Annotated in this window: 18 protein-coding genes; 8 read left to right on the top strand and 10 right to left on the bottom strand. The window is 67.8% G+C overall.

The annotated features are described in order from the left end of the window. Positions 1-41: 41 nt before the first annotated feature. Positions 42-368 carry a hypothetical protein gene (locus tag BMX97_RS31995; protein WP_143074587.1) on the top strand — a complete coding sequence of 109 codons (327 nt, stop codon included), beginning with the start codon at positions 42-44 and terminating at the stop codon, positions 366-368. Here the strand turns inward: BMX97_RS31995 and BMX97_RS08980 are convergent. Both BMX97_RS08980 and BMX97_RS32760 read right to left on the bottom strand, forming a co-directional pair. After that, a complete protein-coding gene (locus BMX97_RS08980; RefSeq protein WP_143074586.1) occupies positions 329-1498 on the bottom strand; it encodes a hypothetical protein in 1170 nt (389 codons plus the stop codon). The two genes, BMX97_RS31995 and BMX97_RS08980, sit on opposite strands and share 40 nt — an antisense overlap. Before the next feature lie 138 nt (positions 1499-1636). Beyond that, positions 1637-2305 carry a hypothetical protein gene (locus tag BMX97_RS32760; RefSeq protein WP_091748303.1) on the bottom strand — a complete coding sequence of 223 codons (669 nt, stop codon included), beginning with the start codon at positions 2303-2305 and terminating at the stop codon, positions 1637-1639. A 168-nt stretch (positions 2306-2473) separates the two neighbouring features. Between BMX97_RS32760 and BMX97_RS08970 the strand changes: the two genes are divergently transcribed. Together BMX97_RS08970 and BMX97_RS08965 are read left to right on the top strand one after the other, a co-directional pair. After that, complete coding sequence (locus BMX97_RS08970) at positions 2474-2968, top strand: hypothetical protein (protein ID WP_091748300.1); 495 nt, start codon at positions 2474-2476, stop codon at positions 2966-2968. 212 nt (positions 2969-3180) lie between these two features. Beyond that, entirely contained in the window at positions 3181-3501 is a 321-nt protein-coding gene (locus tag BMX97_RS08965; protein WP_091748296.1) for a hypothetical protein, read from the top strand. On the opposite strand, the gene BMX97_RS08960 is transcribed toward BMX97_RS08965, so the two are convergent. The 3 genes from BMX97_RS08960 to BMX97_RS08950 form a co-directional block, all read right to left on the bottom strand. Further along, entirely contained in the window at positions 3498-3851 is a 354-nt protein-coding gene (locus tag BMX97_RS08960) for a hypothetical protein (protein ID WP_091748293.1), read from the bottom strand. The two genes, BMX97_RS08965 and BMX97_RS08960, sit on opposite strands and share 4 nt — an antisense overlap. Positions 3852-3972: 121 nt before the next feature. Beyond that, positions 3973-4485, bottom strand: coding sequence for a hypothetical protein (locus BMX97_RS08955; protein WP_244538351.1), 513 nt, complete (start codon positions 4483-4485; stop codon positions 3973-3975). 108 nt (positions 4486-4593) lie between these two features. After that, positions 4594-4962 carry a hypothetical protein gene (locus BMX97_RS08950; protein WP_091748290.1) on the bottom strand — a complete coding sequence of 123 codons (369 nt, stop codon included), beginning with the start codon at positions 4960-4962 and terminating at the stop codon, positions 4594-4596. A gap of 546 nt (positions 4963-5508) precedes the next feature. Here BMX97_RS08950 and BMX97_RS31985 point away from each other — a divergent pair. Then, the gene (locus BMX97_RS31985; RefSeq protein WP_143074585.1) at positions 5509-6198 is read left to right on the top strand and encodes a hypothetical protein; all 690 of its coding nucleotides are present in this window, start codon (positions 5509-5511) and stop codon (positions 6196-6198) included. 647 nt (positions 6199-6845) lie between these two features. Here BMX97_RS31985 and BMX97_RS08945 read toward each other — a convergent pair. Together BMX97_RS08945 and BMX97_RS08940 are read right to left on the bottom strand one after the other, a co-directional pair. Continuing rightward, positions 6846-7793: an alpha/beta fold hydrolase gene (locus BMX97_RS08945; protein ID WP_091748287.1), complete on the bottom strand. Its 948-nt coding sequence runs from the start codon at positions 7791-7793 to the stop codon at positions 6846-6848. A 221-nt stretch (positions 7794-8014) separates the two neighbouring features. Further along, positions 8015-8869 carry an alpha/beta fold hydrolase gene (locus BMX97_RS08940; RefSeq protein WP_091748284.1) on the bottom strand — a complete coding sequence of 285 codons (855 nt, stop codon included), beginning with the start codon at positions 8867-8869 and terminating at the stop codon, positions 8015-8017. A gap of 129 nt (positions 8870-8998) precedes the next feature. Between BMX97_RS08940 and BMX97_RS08935 the strand changes: the two genes are divergently transcribed. Further along, complete coding sequence (locus BMX97_RS08935; RefSeq protein WP_060851045.1) at positions 8999-9916, top strand: LysR family transcriptional regulator; 918 nt, start codon at positions 8999-9001, stop codon at positions 9914-9916. A gap of 165 nt (positions 9917-10081) precedes the next feature. Here the strand turns inward: BMX97_RS08935 and BMX97_RS08930 are convergent, their stop codons facing one another. Continuing rightward, positions 10082-10852: an enoyl-CoA hydratase/isomerase family protein gene (locus BMX97_RS08930; protein ID WP_091748281.1), complete on the bottom strand. Its 771-nt coding sequence runs from the start codon at positions 10850-10852 to the stop codon at positions 10082-10084. A gap of 100 nt (positions 10853-10952) precedes the next feature. After that, the gene (locus BMX97_RS08925; protein ID WP_091748278.1) at positions 10953-11855 is read right to left on the bottom strand and encodes a LysR family transcriptional regulator; all 903 of its coding nucleotides are present in this window, start codon (positions 11853-11855) and stop codon (positions 10953-10955) included. Positions 11856-11994: 139 nt separating this feature from the next. Here BMX97_RS08925 and BMX97_RS08920 point away from each other — a divergent pair, with 139 nt between their 5' ends. The 3 genes from BMX97_RS08920 (at position 11995) to BMX97_RS08910 (ending at position 14183) form a co-directional block, all read left to right on the top strand. Then, positions 11995-12630: a glutathione S-transferase family protein gene (locus BMX97_RS08920; RefSeq protein WP_091748275.1), complete on the top strand. Its 636-nt coding sequence runs from the start codon at positions 11995-11997 to the stop codon at positions 12628-12630. 106 nt (positions 12631-12736) lie between these two features. After that, entirely contained in the window at positions 12737-13408 is a 672-nt protein-coding gene (locus BMX97_RS08915) for a peroxiredoxin-like family protein (RefSeq protein WP_091748272.1), read from the top strand. A gap of 58 nt (positions 13409-13466) precedes the next feature. Beyond that, on the top strand, positions 13467-14183 hold the full coding sequence (locus BMX97_RS08910) for an SDR family oxidoreductase (RefSeq protein ID WP_091748269.1): 717 nt from the start codon (positions 13467-13469) through the stop codon (positions 14181-14183). Positions 14184-14281: 98 nt separating this feature from the next. Here BMX97_RS08910 and BMX97_RS08905 read toward each other — a convergent pair whose 3' ends face one another. Beyond that, positions 14282-15214, bottom strand: coding sequence for a LysR family transcriptional regulator (locus BMX97_RS08905; RefSeq protein ID WP_091748266.1), 933 nt, complete (start codon positions 15212-15214; stop codon positions 14282-14284). Positions 15215-15309 lie beyond the last annotated feature (95 nt).

The raw sequence follows: 15309 nt of genomic DNA, 5'->3' as shown, positions 1-15309 counted from the left end.
GTCGCCCCGCACAGGGCGCTGTTGGAGTCCTCCGGCACGATGTGAACGAGGGAGCCCTTGCCCGCCTCGGTGCCGTTGGCGAGACGACCGAGGAGACGCTGCGCCCGAGCGAACCGGTCGCCGCCGAGGTCGTAGCGCGGGACCGACGCAAGGTGCGCGACACGCTCGCGGGCGGCCTCGTCGAATCGGGTGCTGTCCTCGACGACGGCGGCGGGCGTCATGGCGGCGAGGTCGTCGAGGCGGAGCGGCTGGCGACCGTCGGCCTTTCGGACGGCGTTCAGGCCGCCGAGGAAGAAGGAGGTGAGGTTGTTGTGCATGACGGCCTCCCTCAGGCCCAGAGGACGCTGCGGCGATTGTCGATCCAGTAGCTCGCCGTTGTCGCCGTCTTGAGCGCCCGGTCGGACGGCGTTTTGGCCTGAACGGCGGCGCGAATCTTGAGGGCGTACGCGACTTGCTTCGGCGACCCAGTGAGCGACGGAAGCCCCTCGACGGTCGGCTGGCCCTCACGCTCGATGCGGACCGCTTCGTCGGCGAGGGCAGCCTTACGCGCCTCGGCCTCCGCCTTGAGCCGCTCGACCTCACGGCGCTCGGCCTCGACGCGGGCCGCCTCGGCCTCGGCCCGGTGGGCCTCCTCCTGCTCGGCCTCGAACGCCTGCAGGGGCCACAGGCGGGCGCATTCGGCGCGGTACTCGTCGCGGGAGAGCTCCGTCAGCGTGCCGTCGAACGTCGAGAGATAGTAGTCGGCCGAACGGTTCGAGCCCGCGGCGACCCTGGAGAGGGAATAGAGCCTATCGGGCTTGAGGGTCCACACGACCGAACCGGAGCGGCCCGAGCCGGAGCGCCGGTCATCGGTCCAGCGCAGGCGGTCGCTCGCCTTGAATCCGGTCGCGACAGAGACGACGCCGGGGCCGTGTGCGCCGCCGCCGGTGACCTGGCCGTAGAACCGGATGCCGGCATCGTCGAGGACCGCGCGTCCGCGACCGAGATCCAGATGGAGCGGCTCCTGCGCCGGCTCGGGCTGCTGCTCGGGCTCAGGCACCTCCAGGACGCTCAGGGAATCCTGGAGGATGTCGGCGAAGTCGCGGTACTCTGCCGGCTTTAGGCGTACCGCGCCGACAATGTGCTCCGACCCATCCGCCGCTTGACGGAGAATCGTGACGTCGGAGTCGCCATCGGCCGTGACGGGCGTGAAAAGCAGCGTGTACCCGTCATGCTCGAACCGACGCGGGGATGCCGGAGCAGCCGGAGCCACGGGCGCCACAGGGACCGGCGGGAGCGCGGCAATATACTCGACCAAGTCAAGCTGCAGCGGAACGGGCGCGGCCGGCGCGGCGGGCTTCGCCGGCGCCCCGAGGGCGGCTTTGGCGGCGGCCCAGGCGGCGCGCATGCCGGCGCCGATGTGGCGGCGGACGCTCTCGGCAGCCTGCGCGGCGGCGCGGCGGGCACGGGCCCAGGCGTCGCGGAATATAGAGGGGCGGTCGTAGGTGGCGGTGGCCATCGTGTCTGGTCCCATCGGGCGTCCAGCGGCTCGGTGATAACCGATCTCGCAGTGTCTAGATATTTGCGACAGCGTTAACCAACTGTCAAGGTTCCCTTGCACGAAAAAGGGACCCGAAGGCCCCTCCGTCGTTCGATCTCAGCGGTCCCGGAAGTCGAGGTCGAAAGGACCGTCCTCGGCATCCACGAGGACCCGCTCGTCGTCCCAGGACCAGACGTAGTCGAGTTCTCTCGGCTCGGGGCCCCAATGAGGTACTTCTCCATCGGAGAAGCTGCGCCCGAACCAAGCGCGCATGCCGTCGTCGCCGATGAGCTCGTGGACGCCCATGAGCGCGCTCCGGAGCTCGTCCAGGCTCTCAGCCTCGCGGACGGCTTCCTTCGCGCGGTCGAGGAAGGGCTTGTTGATGTCGTCGAGGTCGCGCTCGCTCAGGGCTTCGCGTAGCGCTCCGACAAGCGGGTCGACGTCGAGATCGTGCAGATGGGCGAGGGCGCGGACGGCGTCTCCGTCGGACCCCTCGATGCACCAGTCAGCCCAATCGCGGGCGCTAGCGAACGGAGTCTCGGCGCCACCGGCGAGGGCATCCGAATCGAGTGCCTCGGCTGCGATGTCGGCGACGACATCCGCGGCGCCGACGACGGCGATGTCGAGCTCGCCTCGCGCCTCGTCGACGGTCTTTCCGGCGGTTTCGGCAGACGCCTCGAAGGAGGCAGCGCCGCCGGCCTGCGCGGCCCGGTCCAGGGCCTCGCCGATGTCAGCGGTCTCGAAAAGGTGGGTGTACTGCGGGTTGTCGATGCGCACGTACTGCATGTCTAGTGTCAGTTCGGGCTTCCAGCGACCCGATGACGACCGGGTTCGCGTGTCTCAGATATGTAGACACTGTTAACGGCCTGTCAAGCTCTCCTTCGGCGTCCCCCGTAGGTCCCTCGCATCGCGAACCGGTAGCCTCCCTGCATCGACGGATTCGCGGGGACGGACATGGGCAGGATCATTCAGGTGCCGGACGAGGGCTTCGTTCGGAAGGCGCTCGTCGAGGCGGAGCAGTCCCTCTTCGATAAGACCGGCTATCGGTTCAGCCTCATGCTCGACCGAGCCGACGAGGCTGTCCTCGACCTCTCGGCGCAGCGCGCCGACGGCGCCGTGGCTACCTCCACCACTCGCGTTCCCAAGCCCGACTTGTTCACGACGGTGCCAAGGGATCAGGTCAACGCCTGGATACAGGGCAGCATCGACGGGTTCGTTGGTTCCCTCGCGCTGGAAGTCGCCGAGGATGAGCCCGCTCCGCCGCGCGAGCAGCGGTTCGAGACGCGAATCGTCTTCAGCGCCAGGTCCGATATCGTCCTGACGCCGTCCGGGGGCTTGGCCGTCGACGAGGCGGTACGCGTCTACAACCTCTTCCTCGAAAACGCCGCCGCCATCGGCGGTCGGGTCTTCACCGTCCCGGTGGTGACCCGGACGCGATGGCGAACCTGAACGCTTTGTGCGCCCACACGCGCTGCTAGGTCGTCGTCTCGTCAACCTAGCGGCTCGGCCCGTACCGCGGTCCTGACGGATGCCGGGCGCATCTCCGCCGCCTCGGGTTTCGGGGGCACTTCCATCGGGACTGGCGCACCCGGGACCAAGTCGAGAGCGACGGACGCTACTACGAGGACCGGCCCCGCGGGAAGCAGATCCGGGACTGGCTCGTGGTCCACCCGGGCGTCCCCACCTACGCCATCGTCGACGACGACAGCGACATGCTCCCCGAGCAGATGCCCCGCTACGTGAAGACCGGCTACGAGCTCGGCCTGGAGGGCACGCATGTCGAGCGCCTGGCGGCCCTGCTGACGGGGAGGGAAATCGTGAGGCCGCCCCGCCCGGTCGCCGTCCTCGCGCCGCGGTTCGCCCAAACGCTGCGCGGGGCGGCCCCCTGTCAGGAAGGGCCGCCCCGCGATGCCGCCGAGCTCGGGGCCCGCTACGCCCGGCGGGATGCCGAGCGGCGGGCGGGGAAGGCGAAGGCCGGTTAGGATGCCTCAAACTCGGCCTCATCACCGTACCGGGCGCAAGCGCCGTACGCGGACGAGTGGTTGTCGAGCATGATTGTGATGTGTGCCATAGGAGCACTCGAACCGCTGTCGATCATGGACTGCATTAAGGGGCGCCCCTTCAACAGGGCGAGTGCGTGGCCAGAGATCTTCGGCTTCCGCTTGTCCGTCTCGACCCAGACGGCATAAACGAAGTCGCCGAGGTCGATGATCTCGGCCAGCTTGGCCTCCGGGTCAGGCGCCGCCTCGATGACGAGGCGGTTCTCGATGCCCTGGGCGATGTGCTTGGCCATCTCGGCCTCGGTCATGCCCTTCAGGATAGTCCTCTGCATCGTGCTCTCCTCTTTCTGTTGTGGGCACCATGCCGCACGGCCGGTCGCATCCGTCTGGCGAGTCTGGGTGCCCGCTACGCCCGGCGAGATGCCGAGCGGCGGTCGGGAAAGCCGACGCCAGTTAGGCGGCGCGGGAGGGCATGCGGGCGCGCATTTCGCTGAAGTCCGCACGCACTGCCTCTTCCAGTCCCTCGTGAGCGACCGACGCTGCCAAGTCATCCGGCTCCATGTGGGTGTAGGTCCCATCGGGTCTGCGGATCTCGATGGCGCGGAATTCCGTCGGCGGGATCAGGTCCGGGTAGATGTACCAGGTCTCCGCCTTGCGCTTGCCGCCTCCCGTGCGAACCAGCTGCTCGACGCATTCATCGGCCAGCCTGCCGAACGAGGTCCGGGTGAACTTGAGCCAATGCTTGAGGCCACGGTCGCTCGACGGAATGATGACCGTGATGCGCACCTCCCGCTTGTCGGCGGCGCTTCCGTCAAGGCCGTGGCCACGGGGGTCCGGGTCCGTCGTGAACCAGGTGGCCCGCAGGGTCCGGCTCCCATCGCCAACGGGGACCTCGCCCCGCCACAGCCCTCCGGTAGCGACGATGACCGGAAGGTGTCCCAGGGAAGTGAAGTGGTACAGGCGCATGGTTCTCTCCCCCCTGTCTCTCGATGGGGGCACGATGCTTGTAGGCCGGTCGCATTTACCTGAATCGAATCCTTAAAACTCTACGCATCGCTCAAGAATCGACGTTCACTATTTGGCAAGCTTAACGCCTTCCCGAACGGCGGCCTCGACGATGGCGCCCAGGCAGTCCGCCTCCGTCCCATGCGGGCGGACCTCGTGCAGGATGGCGGGCTCGCCGCCGCGGCGGACGACGACCGTGGACCGGTCCGGGCCGACCATGACGCGGACCACGACCTCGACGACCGCGCCGGCGCCGGGGCCGTCCTGGGAGGGGTAGAGCACGCTTCCGCGGCCCCGGGCCAGATCGCGCAGGACCTTGATACCCTCTGACCCATAGCCCTCCCCTCCCGCGGGAACCGGAACGGGCATCGCGTTCGCCAGGTCGAGCAGGCGGAGCGCCTCGGCGATGAGCCCCTCGCGGGTGGTGGGATCACTCATGCTGACACGGTGTCAGCTCGCGCAGGCGCCGGCAACGCCTCGAACCGCGTATACCGCCACCCGCCGCCGTCCGAGCGCCCTGTGGCGCGGTTCCGGCCGTCCGAGTGCCGTCCGAGTCAGGCTCGACCGCCGGTCCGGCGGCTGCTTCGCGTAGAGGGAAACGGGTCCGGCAGAGCCTGCAATCAGCCGCTTAGAAGGCAGCCGCTCTATCCAGCTGACTTACGGGGCCTGGGGCCGGCCGCCTCGGAAGTCACGGGTTCGGCCCACGGTCGGGCGTTTTCGTTACCACGCACTTTCCCCCTTGGAGAGGGGCCGAAAGTACTAAGCTCAGGGGAGTAATACGGTTTCGGCAGTGGATCCCCGTTTTGCCGGTGAACGGAGTCCCTAGCCCGCAGCGTCGTAGAGAAAGCATCTACCATAGTCAACAAAGCCCGAGGGGAACGACTCCTTTAAAGCAGGACTCAAGGTTTATCATGCATGATGGTGGAGCATGGACATCTAGTCCGGCATGTACCGGAACGCTACCCCCGAGGAGCACTTAGGCAAATGGCTCGGACTAAAGGTCGTCGCCGGCTGACCTGCCATCATGAAGCCGGACATGCGTTGACGCGATGGTATTTCGGACATAAAACAGATAGTGCCTTAGTACTCACTGTTGATGAGGTCTGCGCCGGCAAGACTATAAGGAACCGCAAGGGCGTAGTTATCGACGGATGCGAGGGCATAGTCGAAGGATACGACATTCACGGCTATCCGTATGGCCCTATGCTTACCACAGGCTCTGCAGAGGAGCAGGATTACTCCAACTACCTCCGCGCCATCAACCGAGATATAGAACTTATTAATTGCTTCGCAGGCATTACAGCCGAAGCGCACTATCGACATGCGTCGGTGAGCGCCTGTATGTTGGCAGGCGGTATACAAGACATGCATCATGCCCGGGGTTTGGTTGATGCCTGGGATTTACCATATGAAGAGCAGCAAGCACTACTACGGCTGTCCGAATTAAGAGCTGCCGCTTTAGTGCGGTCGAAGCCGGGGTCCGCCGCTATCAAGGCGATAGCCGAGGCGCTTATGGAGCGCGGACGTTTGACCGGAGAGCAAATCGCGCGGCTGTGCCGAAAAGCCTACAACGGCCGAGAGTGCGCTCATAGCGCCTGGAACGCACACTGGCCAGCTACGCCCAAGCAGATCCGAGCAGGTTTCATTCCAGAGCGTCTTGGGCAGATTGCATAGAGCTCGCGCAGATGCATGGGATTATCGGCGCGACTGAGAAATCACTATTTTAAATGAAAATCATTGCAGCAAGTTGTGGCTTTATGATTATTATCGTAGTTCTCGCATCGAATCCCCCAGCTCGTTCAGAAAATCCGTCGCCACATGCGAATCGTGACGTTGTCGCAACAGAGCAGGGCATGCGCCCCAAGCGGTCCTTCGAAGGATTGGCAAGGCAAGCCGTGGGCTCGGGAGTTCACCATGGCCTTTTCCGCTTCGCGCCAGATATTGGCATGCCGCTTGTTCGGCTGCGCGCCATTGTCTGTCGGATCCTCTCGTCGTCCTAAGCCCCCTCCCCTGCCCCGTCAGGTATCCGGCCGCGACACGCAGGGCCGTGGCTATGTCGCAGCGGAGCGGGATCATGGATCCTCCGCAGTTCTTCGGAGGCGTCGACCGAACCACCCGCATGATATCGGAGGCACCCTCGGTTCGTTCGGCTGTGCGCCATATGCGGACTTCCGGCGTACAGCAGCACATGAGCTGCTTGCCACTTGTGAGCGGACATTGCAATCGTCGGCGAATATTTTCGAAAGTGAATGCTGATGACAGCGTCGCCGTCATCCTGATTGAATCCTTGCTGGGCTCAAGGTCGAGTGGCAGTCGCCCGATCACGGCACCGCGGCAGTGATACGGCCGAGGAAGTCCCGAGTCAGTCGCGCGACGTCGTCCGTAGCTTCGTCCAATGCGAAGTGCCCGGCATCAAGGAGATGAAGTTCCGCGTTCGGCATATCACGCAGATAGGCCTCTGCTCCTGGCACGATGAAGGAGGGGTCGTAGCGCCCCCAGAGGATGAGGGCCGGCCGCGGATGCTTGCGCATCCAGGCTTGCCAGGCCGGATAGGATGCGACGTTCGTGCGATAGTCGTAGAGGAGTGCCGCCTGGATCTCCCGCTCGCCCGGGCGACCCAGGATGGCGTGCTCGTCCCTCCATGTGTCCGGGTTGTAGCGCTCGGGATTGGGGCTCGTCCCGAGGTGGCGCTGCTTGGCACCCTCGAGCGAGGTAAAGGCGTCGACCTGCTCGGGATGGGACGTGGGATCGGCCCAGTACCGGGCGATGGCCTGCCACTTGGCGCCGAGGCCCTCCGTGTAGGCGTTGGCATTCTGGATGATCAGCGCGCTCACCCGCTCGGGGCGGGCCATCGCCATGCGGAAGCCGACCGGACCTCCATAATCCTGCATGAAGAGCGTGTATCGTTCGAGACCGAGGTGAGCGACCAATCCCGCCATCGTCGCCGCCAAGTTGTCGAACGTGTAGGCGTATTGCGCGGGCGATGGCGCGTCGCTCTGACCGAATCCCGGGTAGTCGGGGGCGATCAGGTGGTAGCGGTCGGCGAGCAGTGGTAGCAGCGTATCCCATTGCCGCGACGACGACGGGTAGCCGTGCAGTAGCAGGATAGTGGGGGCGTCCCGTGGACCGGCCTCGCGGTAAAAGATGCCGACACCGTCGACCGCGACGCGATGGTACGTCGTCGTGGCCGCAATCGAGGGAAGCGGCTGCGGAGAGCTCTGTCCAAGCATCAGGGCAGTGGCGGCTGCAAGGATTGTCCCTGTCGTCATGGTTCGCCTCCTCGGAAGGTCTCACGGTCTGGTTGGTGAAGAACGACGGGGACGTAGGCTGGCACGCCGAGCCCCCCGCCCCACGTTCACTACCAGCCCCCAGCGGGGCATCGGATCGCGCCTGGCACGCTCAACGGAAAGCGTCCTTTCCGGGACGATTGTCTTGCCCGAACCGGCGGAAAGTCAGGATGGAGCGAGCTACGCCGTCCTGACAATCGTCTTCAGGCATGCAGGAAGTCCGCGATGGCCTCCGCGATGACAGCGGCATGCGTTTCCAGGGCGAAGTGCCCCGTGTCGAGGAAGCGGACCTGCGCATCCGGGATGTCGCGCCGGAACGCCTCCGCGCCGGCCGGCAGGAAGAACGGGTCGTTCCGGCCCCAGATCGCCAGCAACCTCGGCCGGTGCGTGCGGAAATAGGTCTGGAAGGCGGGGTAGAGCGCCACGTTGCTGGCGTAGTCGCCGAACAGGTCGAGCTGGATCTCGTCGACCTCCGGCCGCTGGATGTACCAGGCGTCGAGGGCGCTCCCATCCGGCGAGACCAGCGACGTGTCGGGCACGCCGTGCTCGTACTGCCAGCGGATCGAGGCAGGGGTCAGCAATTCGCGCAGGGCCTGCCGGTTGGCATCGCCCCGGTCCTGCCAGTAACGCTGGATCGGATTCCAACCCTCGCTCAGCCCCTCCTCGTAGGCGTTGCCGTTCTGCGAGATGAGGGCGGTCACCCGCTCCGGGTGCGCCATGGCCACGCGAAAGCCGGTGGGTGCGCCGTAGTCGAAGACGTAGAGCGCGTAGGTCTTCAGCCGCACCACCTCCGTGAAGCGGCCGATGACCTTCGCGAGGGCGTCGAAGGTGTAGGTGAAGCTATCGCGCGGCTTGACCTCCGACAGGCCGAAGCCCGGCAGGTCGGGGGCGACGAGATGGAAGCGGTCCGCGAGCAGAGGGATCAGGTCGCGGAACATGTGGCCGGATGAGGGGAAGCCGTGCAGCAGCAGGAGCGCCGGCTTCGCGGGGTCGCCGGCCTCCCGGTAGAAGATCGAGACGCCGTCGACGTCGGCGGTGCGATAGGTGATCCGGGTCATCGTTTGCCCTCCGGTGCGGGCGTTGCAGCCTGTGCTGCACGCCGTCGGTACGGCCTGGATACCGGCTTGCACCGCTCGGTATAATCAGGCTTATCCGAGAATGACTGTTGCCGGAAATGAGAGAACGCGATGGATCGGCTGGAGGCTATGACGCTCCTGGTCGCGGCCGTGGACACGGGGAGCCTGTCGGCCGCCGGGCGCAAGCTCGGCATCCCGCTGCCGAGCGTCAGCCGCAAGATCGCCGATCTGGAAGCCCATCTCGGAGCCCGGCTCCTCGTCCGCACCACCCGGAAGCTCACGCCGACCGATGCGGGGGCCGCCTACATTGAGGCGTGCCGGCGCCTGCTCGGCGAGGTCGAGGAGACCGAGCGCGCGGTGAAGGGCGAGTACACCGAGCCCCGCGGCGAGTTGACGATGACGGCCCCGCTGGTCCTGGGGCGCCTCCACGTCCTGCCGGTGGTCACCGCCTTCCTGTCCCGGTTCCCCGACATCACCGTGCGCTTCGTCCTGACCGACCGGGCCCTGGACCTGGTGGAGGATCACGTCGACCTGGCTGTCCGCATCTCGCACCTGCCGGACAGCGACCTGGTGACGGCGCAGCTGGGCACGGTCACCCGCGTGGTCTGCGGCTGCCCGACCTTCCTCGCCGCCCACGGAACGCCCCGCACGCTGGCCGACCTCGCCGAGATGCCGTGCGTGACCTTCAGCGACCTGGCCGCCGGTCCGGCCTGGCATTTCGCCACGCCCGACAGGACGGCCGTCCAGGCCGTCCGGGTGCGCTCGCGCCTGCACGTCAACACGGCGGAGGCAGCCCTCGACGCGGCGGCGGCCGGCGTCGGCCTCACCCAGGTGCTGTCTTACCAGGCGGCACCTCTGGTCGCCGCCGGGCGGCAGGTCCTCGTGCTGCGGTCGTTCGAGCTCGACCCAGTCCCGGTCAGCGTCGTCCATGTCGGGCGTGGACGCCTTCCGCTCAAGCTGCGGGCGTTCCTCGACTTCGCGACGCCGCGCATTCGCGCATCCCTGGGTGCCATCGTCGCGTACGCGTAGGAGCCGGTGCGCCGTTCGACTCGAGACGATCGTTTCTCGGGCGATCGAACAGCCGGACACGTCATGGGCATGACAACGTCGCACCCTCGAACAGACCTGTTCGAAGGCGCGAGGGTATGAAACGGCGGCTGCAAGAACCCCAGAACGGTTCTGAACGGGCGAGCGTCAGACCTGGGCGGCCATGCGCCTCGCCACGTCGGCGGCGCTGATGCCCTCGAGCGCCAGGCCGTAGCCGGTGCCCTCCTCGACGAGCCGGCGCAGGCGCTGCGTCAGCGCGATCCGGGTGTAGCGTCCGGTGAGCGGCGGCAGCGCGGCGATGCCGTCGGCGATCTCGTGCGCCCGCGCCAGCAGCCGGTCCCGCGGGACGATCTCGTTGACGACGCCCCAATCCTGGGCGGTCCGCGCATCGAGGATCTGCCGCGTCAGCAGGAAGTACCGCCCGCGGATCGAGCCGATCACCTCCGGCCACAGGATATGCATCCCGTCGCCCGGCACGATGCCGAACTCGAAGTGCGGCTTATCCTGGAACACCGTCTCGGGCGTCGCCAGGATGATGTCGGTCAGGAGCGCGTACTCGCTATGCAGCAGCACCGGGCCGTTGAGCGCGGTGATCATCGGCACCTCGATGTCGAGGATGTTGCCGAGCACCTTGCGACCTTCGCGAAAAATCTTGTCGTAGCCCTGGGGCGTGAAGAAGTCGAAGCCCTCGGGGCTGATCGCGTCCATGAACGCGTCGCCCGATCCGGTCAGGATCACCGCGCGGATGTCGCGGTCCTCGCCGATGGCGTGGAACAGGTCGACGAACTGCTCGTGGGTGTGGCCGTCGAAGACGAGCTTGCCGCCCTCGGTGTGCAGCACGACTTCCAGGACGCCGTTCGGCTTGCGGGTCAGGCGGGCATTGGGGAAGGCGTCGCGGTAGCTGTCGAAGCGGGCCATGGGTGCGGTCCTCGTTGTCGTGCCGGCCCTGGTCCGGTCGGCGTGAGGACGAGTTAAGGACTTACACCCGGAGACGGATGACGGCGCGGAGCGATAAAGCCTATGCCGCCGCGGAATGGGCCTTCGCTTCCGCCATCACCGCCTCGACGAAGCCGGCGAAGAGCCGGGCCTTGGTGCTGGCCATGCGCCCGGTGGGGAAGACTGCCCACAGGTCGATGGCGGGCAGGCTCCAGGGCAGGAGCAGCTGCCGCACCGCACCGCTCGCGATCTCGGGGGCGAACATCCAGTCGGACGCGATGGTGAGGCCGATGTCCGTGAGGACCGCCGCGCGCAGGCCCTCGGCCGCGCTGACCCGGACGCGCCCGCGTACCGCCACGGAGACCTCGGTGCCCTCCCGGGTAAAGGCCCAGATCTCGGGCTGCTGGCTGTAGATCACCGCTTCGTGCTCGGCGAGGTCCGCGGGCGCGTGCGGCTCGCCCGCCCGGGCGAGGTAGCCGGGGGTGGCGAGCACTGAGCGGGCGCCGGTCGCGAGCCGGCGCGCCACGGCGGCGGAGTCCGGCAGCGCCCCCATGCGCAGGGACAGGTCGACCCCCTCGCTCACGAGGTCGATCACCCGGTCGTCGAGGATCACCTCGATGTCGAGGTCGGGATGCTGGCCGAGGAAGCGCGGCAGCATTGGCACGACGTGGAGCCGCGCGAAGGTGGTCGCCGCGGACACCCGCAGGCGGCCCGCGAGCCCGGCTCCCGCGCCGCGGGCGGCGAGCTCGGCCTCGTCGGCTTCGGCGATGGCCGCCCGCGCCCGCTCGTAGAAGCGCAAGCCCGCTTCCGTCGGGCTCAGGCCATGGGTCGAGCGCAGGAGCAGGCTGACCTGCAGCCGGTTCTCCAGCTGCGCGATTGTCTTCGAGACGGCGGGCTGGCCGACGTTCAGGAGCCGGGCGGCGCCCGAGAACGAGCCGGCCTCCACCACCCGCACGAAGGTGGCCATCGCCTGGTAGCGGTCCACTCGATTTCTCCTCGAAGGTCATTCCCCGTGGGAATGAGCGTTATCGCCCCGGGCCGGCTGCCCTGTCCATCGCCCGAGGAGCATCACGGTGACCGTACCCACCGCGACGCCGCGGTGACCCGTCCGGAGCCCGGTTGCCATGTTCGAGGTATACGCCTTCGCCACGCCCAACAGCATCAAGGTGCCGATCGCCCTGGAGGAACTCGGTCTCCCCTACCGCCTGCACGGGGTGAACGTGCGCCGCGGCGAGCAGAAAGCCCCCGGCTTCGTCGCGTTGAACCCGAACGCGAAGGTGCCGGTCTTGGTCGATCCCGCGGCAGCCGGGGGCGGTCTGGTCCTGACCGAGTCCGCCGCGATCCTCGTCTACCTGGCCGAGACGACCGGCCGGCTACTGCCGGCCACTGGCGAGGGCCGGGCGCAGGTGTTCGAGCAGCTGTTCTTCCACGCCTCCGGGCTCGGGCCGGCCTTCGGCCAAGCCGGCTTCTTCCAGCGCCAGGCTTCCGAGCCGCAGCCGCTTGCCATCGCGCGCTTCTCGGCCGAGGCGAGGCGGACGCTGGCCGTGCTCGATGGCGTGCTGGCCGAGCGGCGCTTCGTCGCCGGCGACGCGTTCACGGTGGCCGACATCGCGCATTTCGGCTGGCTCTGGCGGCGCGAATTCGCGGGCGTCAATCTCGAAGACACGCCGCACGTCGCGCGCTGGTACGAGGCCGTGGCGGCGCGCCCCTCTGTGCAGCGCGCGGTCGAGCGGGTGAACGCCCTCGTCCCGCAGGCCTGACCGGCATCCGTCCACTCGCCGCGGGCCGCCCCGCAGCGGACATGACCCCGACGCGGATGGCTGCCGCGAGCCGTCCTGCCCCAACTCTTCATCGAGGAGCCGATCCATGACCCTTCAAGCCAAGCTCGACGCGTTCAAGGCCGACTTCCAGGCTGGCAAGCCGCCCTACAACGTCCCGCCCTCGGTGATCGCGACGATGCAAAGGGCCACCGCGGAACTGATCGCCTCCGGAGCGGCCGCCCGCGCCCTGAAGGCCGGCGACCGGGCGCCCGCCTTCACCCTCGACGATCCCGACGGGCGTTCCATCGCCTCCGCCGACCTGCTGGCCCAGGGGTCGCTGGTGATCAGCTTCTACCGGGGCGTGTGGTGCCCCTACTGCAACATGGAGCTGCAGTCGCTCCAGGAGGTGCTGCCGGAGTTCCGGAAGCTCGGGGCGAGCCTCATGGCGATCTCGCCGCAGAACGGAGCCAACAGCCGCAAATCGGTCCGCCAGAACGGGCTCGCCTTCCCGATCCTGTCGGACCCGCACAACACAGTCGCTGCCGCCTTCGGCCTGCGCTTCGCGCTGCCCGACTATCTGGTCGACCTCTACAAGAGCCTGAAGAACGACCTGCCGGCCTTCAACGGTGACGAAAGCTGGACCCTGCCGATGCCCGGGCGCTTCGTAATCGGGCAGGACGGGACGATCCTCTACGCCGAGGTGAACCCGGACTACACCCGCCGGCCTGAGCCCGAGGACATGCTGCCGGTGCTGCGCCGCGCGCTCGTCGCCGCCTGACCCGAAGCGCCCGGGCCGAGTGGGGCGGCCGGGCGATCAAGCCAACAGGAGACCTGAGATGTCCCGGACCTTCCTCGTCACCGGTGCCAGCAAGGGCATCGGGCTTGCCCTCGCGCACCGCCTCGCGGGCGACGGCCATCACGTCGTCGGCCTCGCGCGCCACCGCACCGAGGGCTTTCCCGGCACGCTGGTGGCGGCCGACCTCGCCGACGACGCCGCGACCGCCGCGGTTCTCGCCGACCTGTCGCAGCGCCACGCCTTCGACGGCGTGATCAATAATGTCGGCATCGTGCGGCCGCAGCGGCTCGGCGCGGTCGAGCTTCCGGCGCTCGACGAGGTGCTGCGCGTCAACCTCCACCCCGCGCTCCAGGCCGTGCAGGCGGCCCTGCCGGGGATGCGGCAGCGCGGCTGGGGCCGGGTCATCAACATTTCCAGCCTCACGGTCCTCGGCAGCGTCGAGCGAACGGCCTATGCGGCCGCGAAGGCGGCGCTCGTGAGCTTCACCCGCTCCTGGGCGCTCGAACTCGCGGCGACCGGGATCACCGTCAACGCGGTGGCGCCGGGTCCGACCGAGACGGAGCTGTTTCGCGCCAACAACCCGCCGGGCAGCGAGGGCGAGCAGCGCTACCTCGCCGGCGTGCCGATGGGGCGGTTCGGCCGGCCCGACGAGATCGCCGCGGCGATCGCCTTCCTGCTATCGGACGGGGCGGCGTTCATGACCGGCCAGACGCTCCACGTCGATGGCGGCGCCTCGATCGGCAAGGCGGCGTTCTAAGCATCATTCGCCGAAGCGGTCACCGGTTCGGCGACGAAAATGATGCGAAAACAGGAATCTAAGCAGAGTTGCCCCGTGCAACTCTGCTTGGACATCCATCAGCGCGTCGCGGCCGCATCGAGCTCGTTCTCCCCGCCGAGCAGCGTCAGGCACCATTCCGTGAACACCCGGACCTTGGCGGCCCGGTGCTGCCGCGACGGGTAGATCGCGTAGAGGGGGAAGGTCTCGCCCGGCCAGTCTGGGAAGATCTCTACGAGCCGGCCCTGGGCGAGGATGTGCCGGGTACCGAGTTGCATGACCTGGGCGATGCCCGCTCCTTCGCAACAAGCACCGATCATCGTCTCGACGTCCGACACCATCAGCTGGGCCGGCTGGCGCACCGGCAGCACCTCGTCGCCGCGGCGGAACTCCCACGCGAACGGCCGGCCGGTGAGCGGGTCCTGGTAGTCGATGCAGGCGTGATCGAGGAGATCGCGCGGATGCGCCGGGCGGCCGTGCGCCGCGAGGTAGGCGGGCGAGGCGACCGTCAGGATCCGGGACTCAAGGAGCTTGCGGGCGAAAAACCCCATGACCGGCGGCTCCCCGAACCGGAGCGCCATGTCGAAGCCGTCGGCGACGAGGTCGCCGATCTGGTCGCGCATGATGAGTTCGAGCCGCAGCTCGCGGTGGGCCGCGAGGAAGCGCGCCAGTTCGCGCGACAGGACGAGGCGCGAGAAGAAAGGGTCGACGTTGACCCTCAGGCGCCCGCGCACCGTCCGGGCGCTGCCTGCCGCGTCGAGCGCCGCCTCCTCAATGCCATCGAGGAGCGGCCCGACCCGCTCCCAGAACCGCCGCCCTTCGTCGGTGAGCCGCAGGGTCCGGGTGGTGCGGTCGAGGAGCCGCACGCCGACGCGGACCTCCAGTCGCTGAATGGCGCGCCCCACGCCCGACTGGGTCAGCCCGAGCGCCTCGGCGGCCCGGGTCATGGTCCCAGCCTCGACCACCGCCATGAGCACCGTCACGCCGGCCAGCAGCCGGCCATCGTAGGGCATCGGTCCATGACTCCAGATCGTTCCATGACTGCAAGTCCGGAATGTTCTGACAGATCGGCGCTAATCTCGGAAGCGGCTTTGCGGCATGGAATCCG

Origin of the sequence: Methylobacterium sp. ap11, from assembly GCF_900110515.1 — a bacterium.
In the GTDB taxonomy this organism is placed as follows: Bacteria; Pseudomonadota; Alphaproteobacteria; order Rhizobiales; family Beijerinckiaceae; genus Methylobacterium; species Methylobacterium ajmalii.
The sequence above is the reverse complement of the archived record's forward strand: the minus strand, read 5'-3'. Positions and strand labels throughout refer to the sequence as shown.

Bases quoted from the DNA above. Each gene is read 5' to 3' on its own strand.
- BMX97_RS08980 (WP_143074586.1), bottom strand. From the start codon at position 1,498: ATGGCCACCGCCACCTACGACCGCCCCTCTATATTCCGCGACGCCTGG.
- BMX97_RS32760 (WP_091748303.1), bottom strand. From the start codon at position 2,305: ATGCAGTACGTGCGCATCGACAACCCGCAGTACACCCACCTTTTCGAG.
- BMX97_RS08970 (WP_091748300.1), top strand. From the start codon at position 2,474: ATGGGCAGGATCATTCAGGTGCCGGACGAGGGCTTCGTTCGGAAGGCG.
- BMX97_RS08960 (WP_091748293.1), bottom strand. From the start codon at position 3,851: ATGCAGAGGACTATCCTGAAGGGCATGACCGAGGCCGAGATGGCCAAG.
- BMX97_RS08955 (WP_244538351.1), bottom strand. From the start codon at position 4,485: ATGCGCCTGTACCACTTCACTTCCCTGGGACACCTTCCGGTCATCGTC.
- BMX97_RS08950 (WP_091748290.1), bottom strand. From the start codon at position 4,962: ATGAGTGATCCCACCACCCGCGAGGGGCTCATCGCCGAGGCGCTCCGC.
- BMX97_RS31985 (WP_143074585.1), top strand. From the start codon at position 5,509: ATGGCTCGGACTAAAGGTCGTCGCCGGCTGACCTGCCATCATGAAGCC.
- BMX97_RS08945 (WP_091748287.1), bottom strand. From the start codon at position 7,793: ATGACGACAGGGACAATCCTTGCAGCCGCCACTGCCCTGATGCTTGGA.
- BMX97_RS08940 (WP_091748284.1), bottom strand. From the start codon at position 8,869: ATGACCCGGATCACCTATCGCACCGCCGACGTCGACGGCGTCTCGATC.
- BMX97_RS08935 (WP_060851045.1), top strand. From the start codon at position 8,999: ATGGATCGGCTGGAGGCTATGACGCTCCTGGTCGCGGCCGTGGACACG.
- BMX97_RS08930 (WP_091748281.1), bottom strand. From the start codon at position 10,852: ATGGCCCGCTTCGACAGCTACCGCGACGCCTTCCCCAATGCCCGCCTG.
- BMX97_RS08920 (WP_091748275.1), top strand. From the start codon at position 11,995: ATGTTCGAGGTATACGCCTTCGCCACGCCCAACAGCATCAAGGTGCCG.
- BMX97_RS08915 (WP_091748272.1), top strand. From the start codon at position 12,737: ATGACCCTTCAAGCCAAGCTCGACGCGTTCAAGGCCGACTTCCAGGCT.
- BMX97_RS08910 (WP_091748269.1), top strand. From the start codon at position 13,467: ATGTCCCGGACCTTCCTCGTCACCGGTGCCAGCAAGGGCATCGGGCTT.
- BMX97_RS08905 (WP_091748266.1), bottom strand. From the start codon at position 15,214: ATGCCCTACGATGGCCGGCTGCTGGCCGGCGTGACGGTGCTCATGGCG.